The sequence below is a fragment of the Mesorhizobium sp. M0833 genome (assembly GCF_040319905.1).
Lineage (GTDB): Bacteria > Pseudomonadota > Alphaproteobacteria > Rhizobiales > Rhizobiaceae > Mesorhizobium.
The window spans coordinates 139,000-153,422 of record NZ_JAMYOQ010000010.1 but is presented as its reverse complement, the minus strand read 5'-3'; the positions used below and the strand labels follow the sequence as shown (position 1 = coordinate 153,422).

The window sequence follows — 14,423 nt, the reverse complement described above, 5'->3', positions numbered from 1 at the left end:
ATAATTTCACGCACAGGCAAACTTGTTTCTCGAAACCAGGGTTGAGATGAGCCAGTCGCCCTACCCCGCCGTCGTCGCCGGACCGCCGCGGCCGAGCCTGATCCTGCGGCCAGGCCAGATCGCGCTGCCGGCCGGGATGGAGCGCTACACCGTCCACGGCAACGGCGCGGTGCTGATCAAGGTCGAGGCCGGCGATACGATCAGCGTGCGCAATGTCGAGGGCGGGCAGGCTTGCGAGCTGCTGGCATGGGACAGCAGCGGCGCGACCGATCCCGGCATTCTCGGAGAGCAATCGAACAGCAATGCCGCCGGCATCAAGGCGATGCTGGCCGAGGGCGACGATAGCCTCGCTTCCTTGCGCCGAGGCCTCGAGCGACGCGAGGTGCAGCTCGATCAGGCAAAGGCGGTTCGCGTTTTCGGCGGCGCCACCCCTGCCGGGACCGAACAGGCTTTTACCGTAGCCCGCGACGGTTCAATGCTGATTGCCGCGCCCGGCGGGCCGATGCTGGTCGACGGCCACGATACCGCGACGCCGCTTAGCGTCATCGTCCGGCGCGCCACCATCCGCCCGGCGGCGAAATCCAGGCTTGCCGACCCGCTGGCCGATCCCGTGCTCGACCTGCGCGTCCATTCGGCGACGGCGGAGGCCTACTTCGTCAAGGCGGGCGACTATCTGCAGATCATCGATGTCGACGGGCGCCAATGCACGGATTTCCAGTGCTTTTCGGCGCGCAAGCTGGACAAGGGCCGCGATCATCCGCTCGACGTGACGACGACGCGCACGCTGATGGGTTCGAGCTATCCGATGCCCGGCCTGCATTCGAAATACTACGACCAGGACATGGAGCCGCTGGTCGAGGTGGTGCAGGACACTTGCGGCCGGCACGATGCGTTCGCGCTCGCCTGCGCCGCCAAATATTACGACGACATCGGCTATCCCGGCCATCCCAACTGCTCGGAGAATTTCAACCGCGCGCTGGCCGACAAGGGCGTCACGCCCCGCGCCGGCTGGATGGCGATCAACTTCTTCTTCAACACGGCGATCGACGCGCATGGCGTCGTGGTTTCGGACGAGCCGTGGTCGCGGCCGGGCGACTATGTGCTACTCAGGGCGCTCACGGACATCGTCTGCGTCTCGTCCGCCTGCCCCGACGACACCACGCCGGCCAATGGCTGGAACCTGACCGACATCCATGTGCGAACCTATTCCGGCCAGCACAAATTCTCGCGAGCGATCGCCAGACGCATGATGCCCGATTCGGAACCGAAAATGACCCGCGAGACCGCCTTTCATTCGAGCTTTGCCAAGCACACCCGCAACTTCGTCGAGTACAAGGGTTATTGGCTGGCCAATTCCTTCGCCAGGCAAGGCCCGATCGACGAATACTGGGCCTGCCGGCAGGACGCCGTGATCATGGACCTGTCGCCGCTGCGCAAGTTCGAGGTCACCGGGCCGGATTCGGAAGCGCTGCTGCAATATACCCTGACCCGCGACATCAAGAAGCTCGGCGTCGGTCAGGTGGTCTACTCCGCCATGTGCTACGAGCACGGCGGCATGATCGACGACGGCACGCTGCTTCGGCTTGGTAAGGATAATTTCCGCTGGGTTGGCGGCGACGATCTATCCGGCGAATGGCTGCGGGAAACAGCGCAAAAACTCGGCCTCACCGTGCTGGTGCGCTCGTCGACCGACCAGATGCACAATGTCGCCGTGCAGGGACCGAAAAGCCGCGACATTCTGCGGCAGATCGTCTGGACCTCGCCGCTGCAGCCGTCGATCGACGAGCTTGAATGGTTCCGTTTCGCGGTCGCTCGCATCGGCGGCGGCAATGGCATTCCCGTCATTGTCTCGCGCACCGGCTACACCGGCGAGCTCGGCTACGAGATCTGGTGCCACCCGCGCGACGCCGACAAGGTCTTCGACGCGATCTGGCAGGCCGGCCAGCCGCACGGCCTGAAGCCGATGGGGCTGCAGGCGCTCGATATGGTGCGCATCGAGGCCGGGCTGATCTTTGCCGGTTACGAATTTTCCGACCAGACAGATCCGTTCGAGGCCGGCATCGGCTTCACCGTACCGCTGAAGACCAAGAGCGACGATTTCATCGGCCGCGAGGCGCTGATCCGGCGCAAGGAAAATCCGCAGAGGAAGCTGGTTGGCCTCGACATCGACGCCAATGTCGCCGTCGGCCACGGCGATTGCGTGCATGTCGGCCGCGCCCAGATCGGCGTGGTCACCTCCGGCATGCGCTCGCCGCTGCTAAGCAAGACCATCGCGCTGGCCAGGCTCGACGTCGCGCATTCGGCGGTCGGCACCGAGGTCGAGATCGGCAAGCTCGACGGCCACAGCAAGCGGCTGCCGGCGCGCGTCGTCGCCTTTGCCCATTATGACCCGCAAAAGACCAGGCCGCGCTCCTGATCGATGCTGTCTGGTTCTTCCCTTCTCCCGTTGCTGTCGTGGGAGAAGGAAGACCGCACCCGTTGGCAGCGCCAACGAAGCTCGACTGTTCCACAAACGCAATGTGCACAGCGTCACAAAGCGCTTGACGTGAAAGCGCGTTGGGTCAATCTTCACTGCTAAGAAAAAAATACTACTGAGCGGAAAACGCCTGGGGCCGTTCAACGTGAGCGTCGATGACGCCTCGCGAGACTGTGGCCGTTGCCGATGGGAACATCAAAAATGGGGAATCCACGTAAATGAGCACGATAGTCACCACCTTGGTGCCGCCTGCCGAAGGGCAGCTGCACCGGAACATCGATTGGCGCGGCGCCTTCTGGGTCGCGAGCGGCGTTCCGGCCCTTGTCCTGTTTTCGATCGGCGGCATCGCCGGCACTACCGGAACGCTGGCCTTCCTGATCTGGACCGTATCCATGGTCATGGGCTTCCTGCAGTCCTTCACCTATGCGGAAATCGCCGGGCTGTTCCCGAATAAATCCGGCGGCGCCTCGATCTATGGCGCCACCGCATGGCTGCGCTATTCGAAATTCATCGCGCCGCTTTCGGTGTGGTGCAACTGGTTCGCCTGGTCGCCGGTGCTGTCGCTCGGCTGCTCGATCGCCGCCGCCTACATCCTCAACGCACTGGCGCCGGTGCCGCTGTTCACCGACACTTCGCCGGAAGTCGCCGCCTATATTGCGGCCCATGCCGGAACCAGCGCAGCTGACGCCATCACCGCGGTCACCGCGGCGGCGACGCCGGCGATCCGTAATTGGACGCTCTACGGTCACACGCTTGGTCCGGTTTCCTTTACTTTCAACGCCACCTTTTTCATCGGCGCGGTACTGATGCTGATCATCTTCTCGATCCAGCACCGCGGCATCCTGGGCACGGCCAACGTGCAGAAATATATCGGCCTGCTGGTCATCATCCCGATGCTGATCGTCGGCGTGGTGCCGATCGTCACCGGCCAGATCAACTGGGCAAACTTCTCGCCGCTGGTGCCGCTCGCGGCAGCCTATGCGCCGGAGCCCGGCGCATGGAATATCGCCGGCTGGACGCTGGTGCTCGGCGGCATGTTCATCGCGGCATGGTCGACCTACGGTTTCGAGACCGCGGTCTGCTACACCTCCGAATTCAAGAACCCCGGCACCGATACCTTCAAGGCGATCTTCTACTCCGGCCTGTTATGCATGCTGCTGTTCATCCTGGTGCCATTCACCTTCCAGGGAGTGCTCGGCTTGAACGGCATGCTGGCGACGCCGATCGTCGACGGCTCCGGCGTTGCCGATGCGCTGGCCGGCATGGTCGGCGGCGGACAGCTGATCCATAGCCTGCTGGTCATGCTGATGATCCTGGCGCTGGTGCTCTGCATCATGACGGCGATGGCCGGCTCCTCGCGTACGCTCTATCAGGGTTCGGTCGACGGCTGGCTGCCGCGCTACCTCAGCCATGTCAACGAGCATGGCGCACCGACGCGGGCGATGTGGACCGACCTGGTCTTCAACCTGATCGTGCTGGCCATCGCCTCGGCCGACGCGACAAGCTTCTTCTTCATCCTCGCGGTGTCGAATTGCGGCTATATCATCTTCAACTTCCTCAATCTCAATGCCGGCTGGATCCACCGCATCGACAATGGCCACATCGCGCGGCCATGGAAGGCGCCGAGCTGGGTGCTCGGCCTCGGCGCCATCTTTGCCTATGTCAACGCGGTCTTCATGGGCGCCGGCGCCAAGGTCTGGAACCCGATGGCATTGTGGGCCGGGCTGATCACCGCGGCCTTGATCATCCCGGTGTTCTGCTTCCGGCATTACATCCAGGACAAGGGCAAATTCCCCGACCACATGCTGGCCGATCTCGGCATGAGCTCGTCCGACCTTACGGTGCGAAAGGCAGGCATGCTGCCCTATCTGACGCTGATCGCCGGCGTCGCGGTGATGCTGCTCGCCAACTGGCTGTTCGTCATCTGAGGCTTGCCTGAGGGATCGGGTGCGCGATGCGCCCGATCCCCTGCCGGAACATCGAGACGCCCGGCACGTCGATTATTTGAGGCATAGCCCTATTTTGTTCTTGCTTTGTGCCGGCAGCTATGCTACTAAATTGGGTATGGTGCCAATTGGCTCCAAAGACCCGCCTCCCGAGGCGGGTTTTTCGTTTCTGACCCTGTTGGCGCCAGGCTCAATCGATCTTGATGAACACACCCTTGGTGTTGAGATATTCGTCGAGGTGTTCGGCGCCACCCTCGCGGCCGTAGCCGCTCATCTTGTAGCCGCCGAAGGGCACGGCCGGATCGATCGCGTGATAGGTGTTGACCCAGACCGAGCCGGCGCGGATCTTGCGCGACAGCTGGTGGGCGGTAGCGAGATTTTGGGTGAAGACCCCTGCAGCAAGGCCGTAAGGCGTGTTGTTGGCCCGCTCGACCGCCTCGTCCAGAGCATCGAACGGCAAGGCTGAAATCACCGGCCCGAAGATCTCCTCACGGGCGATCTTCATGTCGTCCGAGACGCCGGCAAAGACGGTCGGCGCAACGAAATTGCCGGTGGCAAGTGCGCCTTCCACAAGCCGGGTGCCTCCGGTGACGAGTTTCGCCCCTTCCGCAGTGCCGGCCTCAAGGTAACCGGTGACCCGTTGCAACTGCTTTTCGGAGACGAGCGGGCCGATCTCGGTCGCCGGGTCGATGCCGTCGCCGACCCTGAGACCCTTGGCATATGCCGCCAGCCGCTCGACGAACTCGTCATGGACCGCGCGTTCGACGAAAAGGCGCGAGCCGGCGATGCAGATCTGGCCGGAATTGGCGAACACCGACATCGCCGCCACCGGTACCGCCTTGTCGAGATCGGCATCGGCGCAGACGATGACCGGCGACTTGCCGCCGAGCTCCAGGGAGACGCGCTTGAGGTTGCCGGCCGAGGCCCGCACGATCGACTGGCCGGTTGCCGTCGAGCCGGTGAAGACGATCTTGTCGACGCCCATGTGCTCGGCGAGTGCCGTGCCTGCCTCGGCGCCGGTGCCGGTGACGATGTTGACGACGCCTTCCGGGACGCCGGCTTCGTTCATGATGTCAGCGATCAAAAGCGGCGTCAGCGGCGCCTCTTCCGATGGTTTCAGCACGATCGTGCAGCCGGTCGCCAGCGCCGGGCCGATCTTCCAGATCGACGCCGCCGTTGGCGCGTTCCAGGGAATGATGGCGCCGACGACGCCGACCGGCTCCTTGCGGGTGAAAGAGACGATTTCGCCGGGCAGCGAGTTGTCGATCGTCTCGCCGTGCAGCGCCGTCGCCATGCCGGCATAGTAGCGCAGCATGCCGATGACGCGGTTGCGATTGGCGCGGGTGCGTATGATCGGCATCCCCATGTCGGTGGTGTCGGAGCGGCTGATCTCTTCCCAGTGCTTTTCGAAGAGGTCGGCGATCCTCAGCAGCAGCACCTGCCGCTCATAAGGCTTGAACCGGCTCCACGGGCCCTCGAACGCCTTGCGCGCGGCAGTCACCGCCAAGTCGATGTCCTGGCGGTCGGCGCGCGGCACCGTGGCGATGACCGCGCCGGTGGCGGGATTGCGGCTCTCCGTGGTCCGGCCGGAGCGGGCATCGACCCAGCCACCGCCGATGAACATCCGGCGATGGCGCCCGTCGATCGGCAGCCGCAGCGGTGCCTTTGTCTGAGCGATGGTCATAACGTCCTCCTCCGGCGCCTACGCCTGGTGGGTGGATTAAACCGCCGGAGGTTACATTTGCCAACAGCTCTATTCGGCCGCCAGGGCCAGTTGCGGCCTTTCGTTCTTTTCTTCCGTCTCGGCCGGCTGCTCCACCACCTTCTTGGGCTCCCTGCCGAAGAACAGCGCATAGGCTGCCGGCAGGACAAGGATGGTCAGCACCGTGGCGACGAGAATGCCGCCCATCATGGCGTAGGCGAGCGGCCCCCAGAAGACGCCGCGCGAGATCGGGATCAGCGCCAGCACCGCCGTCAGCGCCGTCAGCACGATCGGCCGGAACCGGCGCACCGCCGAGCCGATGATGGCCTCGGAACGCTCCACGCCGGCGGCAATGTCCTGGTCGATCTGATCGACCAGGATGATCGAGTTGCGCATGATGATGCCGAGCAGGGCGATGACACCGAGGATGGCGACGAAGCCGAACGGCGCGCCGCTGATCAAAAGTGCCGCGGCCGCGCCGATAATGCCGAGCGGACCGGTCGCCAGCACCAGCATCGCCTTGCCGAAATGCTGCAGCTGGATCATCAGCAGCACGACGATGACGGCCAGCATGATCGGCGCTTTCGCCGCAATCGAGGCCTGGCTTTCGGCCGCATCCTCGGCGCCGCCCTGGATCTCGATCTTGTAGCCGGGGGCGAGGCTGGCGCGCAGGCCCTGCATCTCGCTGTACATTTTCATGGCGACATCGTTCGGCTGCACGCCATCCGGAAGCGTGGCGCGTACACTGATGGTCGGCAAGCGGTCGCGCCGCCATTCGACGCCTTGCTCCAGCACCGGGACGATCTTGGCGACCTGCGACAGCGGCACGGAGCCACCGAAATCGGTCGGTATATAGACGGAGTCGACCGCCGACAGCAGGTGACGGCTTGCCTCCGGCTCACGGGCGACGATCGAAACCGTCTCCTCGCCGTCGCGGAAGTCATCGAGCGGCGCTCCCGACATGGTCGCCTGCAGCATCTGGCGGATGCGCTGCGAGGTGACGCCGAGCGCACGGGCACGATCCTGGTCGATCACCAGCTTCATCGCCGGCACCGGCTCCAGCCAGTCGTCGTGGATGGCGCCGAGCAGCGGATTTGCCTGGAACTTCGCCTTTACCTCGTCGGCAATGCGTCGCACCTCCTGGCGATCGGGACCCATGACGCGCATCTGCACCGGCCAGCCGGTCGGCGGACCGAGGAACAGGCGATCAACCTTGGCGCGGATCGATGGGAAATCTTCGGCCAGGATGGTGCGCAGCTTGACGATCAGCCGCTCGCGGGCCGGTTCGTCATTGGCCATCACCAGAAGCTGGGCGAAGTTCGGGTTGCGAAGCTGCTGGTCGAGCGGCAGGAAGAAGCGCGGCGCGCCTTCGCCGATATAGGTGGCTATGAAGCGCTTGTCCTTGTCGTCCATCATCCTGGCTTCGAGCGCCTTGGCCTGGGTCTCGACTTCCTTGATGCTGGTGCCTTCCGGCAGCCAGAGATCGACGAGGATTTCCGGACGCGACGATTGCGGGAAGAAATTCTGCGGAATGAACTGGAACGCCCACAGGCTGGTGGCAAACGTCATCAGCGTCATCACCAGGACGATGATGCGATGGCGCACCGCCCATCCCACGGTCGAGCGAAGACGGCGGTAGAAGCGCGTGTCGAAGACATCGTGATGGTTGCCGGCGTGCTTGCGCTGCTTCAGGATCATGTGGCCGAGCCACGGCGTGAAATAGACTGCCGCAAACCAGGACACGACCAGCGCGATGCCGACGACGTAAAACAGGGTGCGCACATATTCGCCGGCCGTCGAGGCAGCGAACCCGACGGGGATGAAGCCAGCTGTGGTGATCAGCGTGCCGGTCAGCATCGGGAAGGCGGTCGAGGAGTAGGCGAAGCTTGCCGCCTCGACCTTGACCAGGCCTTCCTCGAGCTTTCGCTCCATCATTTCGACGACGATCATCGCGTCGTCGACCAAGAGGCCAAGGGCGATGATCAGCGCGCCGAGCGAAATGCGCTGCAGGTCGATGCCGAGCTCGTACATGATCGCGAAGGTGGCCGCCAGGACCAGCGGAATGACAATTGCGATCACCAGGCCCGAGCGCCAGCCTATCGACAGGAACGATACGAATAGCACGATCAGCAGCGCTTCGCCGAGCGCTTCCATGAACTCGCTCACCGCCTCCTTCACGACATGCGGCTGGTCGGAAATCTGATCGACCGAAACGCCATAGGGCAGCGCCTCTTCGAAGCGCTTGTAGGTCGCTTCGACGTCCTTGCCGACGTCGGTGACGTTGAAGCCCTTGGCCATGACGACGCCGAGCTGGACGCTGTCGTGACCGTTGAAACGATATTTGCGCTGGTACGGATCCTCGAGGCCCGAGGTCACGGTCGCGATGTCGCCAAGGCGCGTCACCTGGTTCCCGGCGCGCAGGCGAAGCTCGCGGATGTCGGCCGCCCTGGTGACATCGCCCTCGACCGAAATGCGCACCGAACGCTGGCCGGTGTCGACCGAACCTGCCGGGTCGACGTTGTTCTGGCCTCGGATCGCATTCTGCAGGTCGGTCAGCGTCAGGCCGCGTTCGGCAAGCGCCTTGGACGAAACGTCGATGTAGAGTTTTTCCGGCTGGTCGCCGATGATCACAGCCTTCTCGACACCGGGCGTCGTCAGCAACATGTCACGCGCCTGGATGGCGAATTTCTTCAGCTCGGGATAGCTGTAGCCGTCGCCGCTGATCGAATGCAGGGTGATGAAAGTATCGCCGAATTCGTCATTGAAGTAGGGCCCGAGCAGCCCCTGCGGCAGCTCATTGGCGATATCGCCGACCTTCTTGCGCACCTGATAGAAAGCATCGGCGACCTGCGCCGGATTGGTGTCGCCCTTGACCTGCAAGGTGATGATGGCGCTGCCGGCGCGGGTGTAGGAGCGGACAAAATCGAGGTGCGGCGTTTCCTGCAGCTTGCGCTCGATCTTGTTGACGACCTGGTCCTCCATCTCCTTGATCGAGGAGCCTGGCCAGATCGCCTGGACGACCATGACGCGGAAGGTGAAATCGGGGTCTTCCTTCTGGCCCATGCGCATCAGGCCGAGCGCACCGGCGACGATGATCAGCCCGAACAGGAAGCGGGCAATGCTCGGATGGCCGATTGCCCAGCGCGAAAGATTGAAAGACCGCTTTTCATTGGTGTCGATGGTCATCGGCGTCAGTCCGTTTCAATTTGATCAACAGAGCACGTGCTTTCGCATGCCCAAGGAACTTCCGATGTGGGCTTCCGGGCGGCGTGGCTTTCCGAGTTGAGAGATCTACATCGCGGTGGGACGCGAGGATCGACGTGGGGGTTACATCGACCTGAGATCTCGAAAATCGGGGGCGCCTGCCGCCCGGAAACCGTGAATTGCCTGGCCGTCAGCGCAAGCGCCTTGCAGCGTCATCGGCAGACGCCGACTGTTGCGCTGCATCACCGGTCAGCTTGACTTTCAGATTCTCGGTCATGAACTGCGTGCCGGCGGCGACGACCACGTCACCCGGCTTCAGCCCATCGGCGACGCTGACGCCGTCGGGGGTGAAGGCGGCGACCTTGACCGGATGAGCATGGACGGTCCCGCCATTGCGGTCGACGGTCCAGACGATCGATTGGCTGTCCTTTTGCGCCAACGCGGCCAGCGGGATCGACACCAGTTGCTGCCGATTGTCCGCCGCGGCTTCGATGGAGGCGGTCATGCCTAGCAGCACGCGAGGATCGTTGGGCAGGCTGACGCGAACGGCAAAGGTGCGCGACTGCGGATCGGCGCTGCCGGCGACTTCGCGGACCTTGCCGTCGAGCGTCAGCGCCTCGTCGGACCAAAAGCCAGCCTTGACGGTCTTGCCCGGCTTGAATTCGGCGATATCGGTTTCCGGAACAGCGATCAGAACTTCCTTCTCGCCGTCGATGGCAACGGTCACCACCGGCGTGCCGGAGCCGACCACCTGGCCGACATCGGCGGCAACGGCGGTGACGATGCCGTTCTTGTCCGCCTTGAGATCGGTATAGCGGACCTGGTTCTGCGCCTGGGCAAGCTGCGAGCGGGCGGAGTCTCGCGTGGCGACCGCCTGATTATAGGCGAGCGTCGCCTGCTCGAGCTGCGACTTCGGCGCGAAATTCTTGGCGTAGAGCTGTTCGGCGCGCTTGCGCGTAAGCTCGACTGTCTCGACCTGACGGTCGGCAGCATCGAGGCTGGCCTGAGCGCTTCTCACCGAAAGCTCGTAGTCGGTGGGATCGATGCGGGCAAGAACGTCGCCCGGCTTGACGCGGTCACCGATGTCGACAAGGCGCTCGGTGATCTTGCCGTTGATGCGAAAACCGAGATTCATCTCGGTGCGGGCGCGCACCGATCCGGAATAGGAAAGCTGACGGGTATCGCTCGCCTTGGCGATCTCGACCACCTTGACCGGGCGGATGATCTCCTTGACCTCGGCTTTCTCCTGCGAGCAGCCGGCGAGGCCGAGAGCGGCAACGACAATCAGTGCCAGGCCGGCGGCCGGTCGCCTGTAAGTGATGGACTTGGACAAAGACACTTTTCGTACTCCCGAACTGTGGAGATGAATTCTCGGCATCGCCGCCCGACGGGCGGCAACGGTCATTTCTTCAAGGCTCTGATGGCGAACTCGGCAAGCTCGTCCGGCGTTGCCCGGTTCTTCTTGGCGAGGCACTGGGCCACCATCTGCGGATGACAGAGGCTGATAATGGCAGCGCCGAAACACCGGGAAGCGATCACCGGATCCTGATCGACGAACTCGCCGGTAGCGATGCCCTCGCGGATCACTTCCGCGACCAGTTCATGGATGCTGTCGATGTGCTTTTCGATGACGTGCCAGTCGCGCTCGATGGCGACGATGACCATCTCGTGCACCTTCTCCTGGTCGATCATGGTCTCGAGCGTCCACTGATAGTGCGTACGCACGTAGCGGCGGAGCTTTTCGCTGGCGGTGCCGGGGCTATGGCAGGCTTCGTAGGTCAACCGGTAGCAGGTCTCGAGCATACGGCCGCAAACTGCCTGGTGGATTTCCACCTTGGAGGCGAAGAAGCGATAGATGTTGGCGGTCGACATGCCGAGTTCGCGCGCTATGTCGGCGACGTTGGTCTTGCCGTAGCCGTAGTGGCGGAACAATCGCTCCGCGCAATCCAGGATGCGCGTGACATTTTCCTGGCGGGCGGAATCGGCGGTGGCGTCTAGGGTTTCAAGCATCTCGTTGGCCAAAATTTACGACTGACGAATTTAGAATTTCGTCACTCGTAAATTGAAAACCGTCACCTGTCAAGGCACGATTTTGGGCGCTGACGACAGAGGGTGACATCTCTGGACGGAGTTGGCCCATGAAGCGCATGGGATTGGCGCCGGGCGCGCCTGCGACAGCGCGCGTTTTTTTGTGCGAAGGATTTTTGAAAAGATGCTTTCCGAAATCGGTTCCGTTTCGGATCAGGCGCTAAGGCTGCTTTGCCATCTCCCGCAGCCGGAACTTCTGGATCTTGCCCGTCGAAGTCTTCGGGATCTCGGCGAAGATCACCGCTTTCGGCACCTTGAAGCGGGCGAGCAGTGCGCGGCAGTGCTCGATGATTTCGGCCTCAGTCGCCGCCTTGCCCGGCTTCAGCTCGACATAGGCAACGGGCACCTCGCCCCATTTATCGTCGGATCGGGCGACAACGCCGCAGGAAGCGACGGCGGGATGCTTGTAGAGCGCCTCCTCGACCTCGATCGAGGAGATGTTTTCGCCGCCGGAGATGATGATGTCCTTGGAACGGTCCTTGAGCTGGATGTAGCCATCCGGATGCATCACGCCGAGGTCGCCCGAATGGAACCAGCCGCCGGCAAAAGCCTCGTCGCTCGCCTTGCGGTTCCTGAGATAGCCCTTCATGACGATATTGCCGCGGAACATCACCTCGCCGATCGTCTCGCCGTCGGCCGGCGTTTCTTGCATGGTCTGCGGGTCCATCACCGTCAGGCCTTCGAGCGCGGCGTAGCGCACACCCTGCCTGGCCTTCTTCGCCGCCCTCGCCCCCTTCTCCAGCCCGTCCCACTCGCCGTGCCATTCGTTGACGACGGCCGGGCCGTAGGTTTCGGTCAGGCCGTAGAGATGGGTGACGACAAAGCCCGCATCGGCCATGCCCGACAGCACCGCCTCAGGCGGCGGCGCCGCGGCGGTGTTGAAGGTGACGGTCTGCGGAAATTGCCGCTTGTCCTCGTCCCTAGCGTTGATCAGCACCGACATCACCACCGGTGCGCCACACAGATGGGTGACGCCGTGATCGGCGATGGCGTCGTAGATCGGCTTCGGCCGCACCCAGCGCAGGCAGACATGGGTGCCAGCCTGCACGGCAAGCGTCCAGGGAAAGCACCAGCCGTTGCAATGGAACATCGGCAGCGTCCACAGATAGACCGGGTGCTTGCCCATGCCGGCATGGATGGTGTTGGCATAGGCCATCAGTGCCGCGCCGCGATGGTGACAGACGACGCCCTTCGGATTGCCTGTCGTGCCGGAGGTGTAGTTGAGCGAGATGGCATCCCATTCGTCGTCCGGCATCGACCAGGCGAAATCCTCGTCGCCGTCGGCGACAAACGCCTCATAGTCCAGCGTGCCGATCCGCTCCCCCTTGGCATAGGGCGCATCGGCGGCATAGTCGGGATCGTCGTAATCGATCAGCAGCGGCCTGACCTTGGCCAGCGTCAGCGCTTGCCGGACCACGCCGGCGAATTCGCGGTCGACGATCAGCACCTTGCTTTCGGCGTGATCGAGCTGGAAGGCAATGACGGCGGCGTCGAGGCGGGTGTTGAGCGAGTGCAGCACCGCCTTGGTCATCGGCACGCCGAAATGCGCTTCCAGCATCGGCGGTGTGTTGGACAGCATGACGGTAACGGTGTCGCCCTTGCCGATGCCGCGCTTAGAAAGGGCCGAGGCAAGCCTCAGCGAGCGTTTCCAGAAATCGCGATAAGTCGTGCGCCGGCGGCCATGAATGATGGCGACCTGGTCGGGAAAGGTTTTTGCCGCCCGCTCGAAATAGGTGAGCGGCGTCAGCGGCTGATGGTTGGCCGGGTTCCTGTCGAGATCCTGTTCGTAGGGATTGCCCATCCCGTCCTCCCCGATGTTCGTCCGGAACTTTAGCTACAGGTTTGCGGCCCGTCACCACCAACGATGCCGCGACAGACCGCATTTGGCACAATGACGATCTAGATTCGACGGGCGCGAGAGCATTACCTGCCCGCGCGTAGTTTGACTTTTGTCGAGAGCCGTGAATAATGTCAGCGAGGAGATGGCATGGCGATCCGACCGGCAGAACAGCTTATCCACAAGGCCGCCTGGCTTTACTACGCACACGGCTTGCGCCAGGACCAGGTGGCCAGCCAGCTCAAGATTTCGCGTGCCTCGGTGGCGATGTATCTGCGCAAGGCGCGCGAGACCGGCATCGTCAACATCTCGACCTCGACCCAGCTTTTCACCGACGACGTGCTGGCGCGCGAGCTGGAAGACGCGCTGAAGCTCGACGCCGTCTGGATCGCGCCGGAAAACGGCTATGTCGCCGACCCGTCCACCGACATCGCGGTACTTGCGGCAAGCGTCTTTCTCGAGCTGGTCAGGAAGGGCGACCGCATCGGCGTCGCCTGGGGGCGGACCATCTACACCATCGCCGATATCATGTCCTATGCCGATCTGCAGGACGTCACCGTGGTGCAGCTCTGCGGCAATCTGGGCGCCCCCTATTCGTACCGGCCGGACCAATGCACCATGGAGATCGCCCGCCGGCTCAACGCCAAGGGACTGAATTTTTACGCGCCGCTGGTGCTGACGACGGAAGAACTGGCACGCGGCCTGCGCGCCGAGCCGGTGATCCGCGAGCAGTTGTCGGGCATCGGTGACTGCAACCTGGCGCTATACTCGGTCGGCTCGGTGGATACCGACAGCCATCTGGTCAAATGCGGCGCGCTGACGCCAAGCGAAATGGCTACATTGCACAAGGCGGGTGCAGCCGGCGTCATTGCCGGGCAGATCATCGACGCCCAGGGCCAGGCGCTCGACTGCAGCTACAACCGCCGGCTGATTTCGGCAGAGCTGTCATCGCTGCGCCAGATCGAAAAGCGCCTTGTGGTGGTACAGGAAGAGAGCAAGTTCGAACCGCTCGTCGCGGCGATCGCCGGCGGGCTCTGCACCCATCTCGTCGTCGGCGCGCGCATGGCGCGACGGCTGCTCGACCGTGCAGGAGCGGCAGCAGAAAAGGTCGCCTGATAGTTAATTCCAGCCGCCGGTGCGTTGTCATCAAGGCGTCGCGGCATTCCTGTT

The 14,423-nt window shown here is 63.3% G+C and carries 8 protein-coding genes; 3 read left to right on the top strand and 5 right to left on the bottom strand.

The genetic code is table 11. From position 1 onward, the window contains the following. Nucleotides 1–46 precede the first annotated feature (46 nt). Both NKH98_RS14110 and NKH98_RS14105 read left to right on the top strand, forming a co-directional pair. Nucleotides 47–2,416, top strand: coding sequence for a trimethylamine N-oxide demethylase (locus tag NKH98_RS14110; RefSeq protein WP_352899226.1), 2,370 nt, complete (start codon nt 47–49; stop codon nt 2,414–2,416). A gap of 278 nt (nt 2,417–2,694) precedes the next feature. Then, on the top strand, nt 2,695–4,404 hold the full coding sequence (locus NKH98_RS14105; protein WP_352899224.1) for a trimethylamine N-oxide permease: 1,710 nt from the start codon (nt 2,695–2,697) through the stop codon (nt 4,402–4,404). Nucleotides 4,405–4,612: 208 nt separating this feature from the next. Here the strand turns inward: NKH98_RS14105 and NKH98_RS14100 are convergent, their stop codons facing one another. The 5 genes from NKH98_RS14100 to NKH98_RS14080 form a co-directional block, all read right to left on the bottom strand. After that, a complete protein-coding gene (locus NKH98_RS14100; RefSeq protein ID WP_352899222.1) occupies nt 4,613–6,106 on the bottom strand; it encodes an aldehyde dehydrogenase family protein in 1,494 nt (497 codons plus the stop codon). Between the two features lie 69 nt (nt 6,107–6,175). Further along, nucleotides 6,176–9,310 carry an efflux RND transporter permease subunit gene (locus tag NKH98_RS14095; protein WP_352899220.1) on the bottom strand — a complete coding sequence of 1,045 codons (3,135 nt, stop codon included), beginning with the start codon at nt 9,308–9,310 and terminating at the stop codon, nt 6,176–6,178. A gap of 208 nt (nt 9,311–9,518) precedes the next feature. Next, nucleotides 9,519–10,667, bottom strand: coding sequence for an efflux RND transporter periplasmic adaptor subunit (locus tag NKH98_RS14090; RefSeq protein ID WP_352801368.1), 1,149 nt, complete (start codon nt 10,665–10,667; stop codon nt 9,519–9,521). Nucleotides 10,668–10,729: 62 nt separating this feature from the next. After that, nucleotides 10,730–11,338, bottom strand: coding sequence for a TetR/AcrR family transcriptional regulator (locus tag NKH98_RS14085; protein ID WP_352899217.1), 609 nt, complete (start codon nt 11,336–11,338; stop codon nt 10,730–10,732). A 238-nt stretch (nt 11,339–11,576) separates the two neighbouring features. Continuing rightward, complete coding sequence (locus tag NKH98_RS14080; protein WP_352899215.1) at nt 11,577–13,217, bottom strand: acyl-CoA synthetase; 1,641 nt, start codon at nt 13,215–13,217, stop codon at nt 11,577–11,579. A gap of 186 nt (nt 13,218–13,403) precedes the next feature. Between NKH98_RS14080 and NKH98_RS14075 the strand changes: the two genes are divergently transcribed. Then, nucleotides 13,404–14,369 (top strand): sugar-binding transcriptional regulator, encoded by a 966-nt coding sequence (locus NKH98_RS14075; protein WP_352476560.1) that lies wholly within the window; start codon nt 13,404–13,406, stop codon nt 14,367–14,369. The last annotated feature ends 54 nt before the right edge of the window (nt 14,370–14,423 follow it).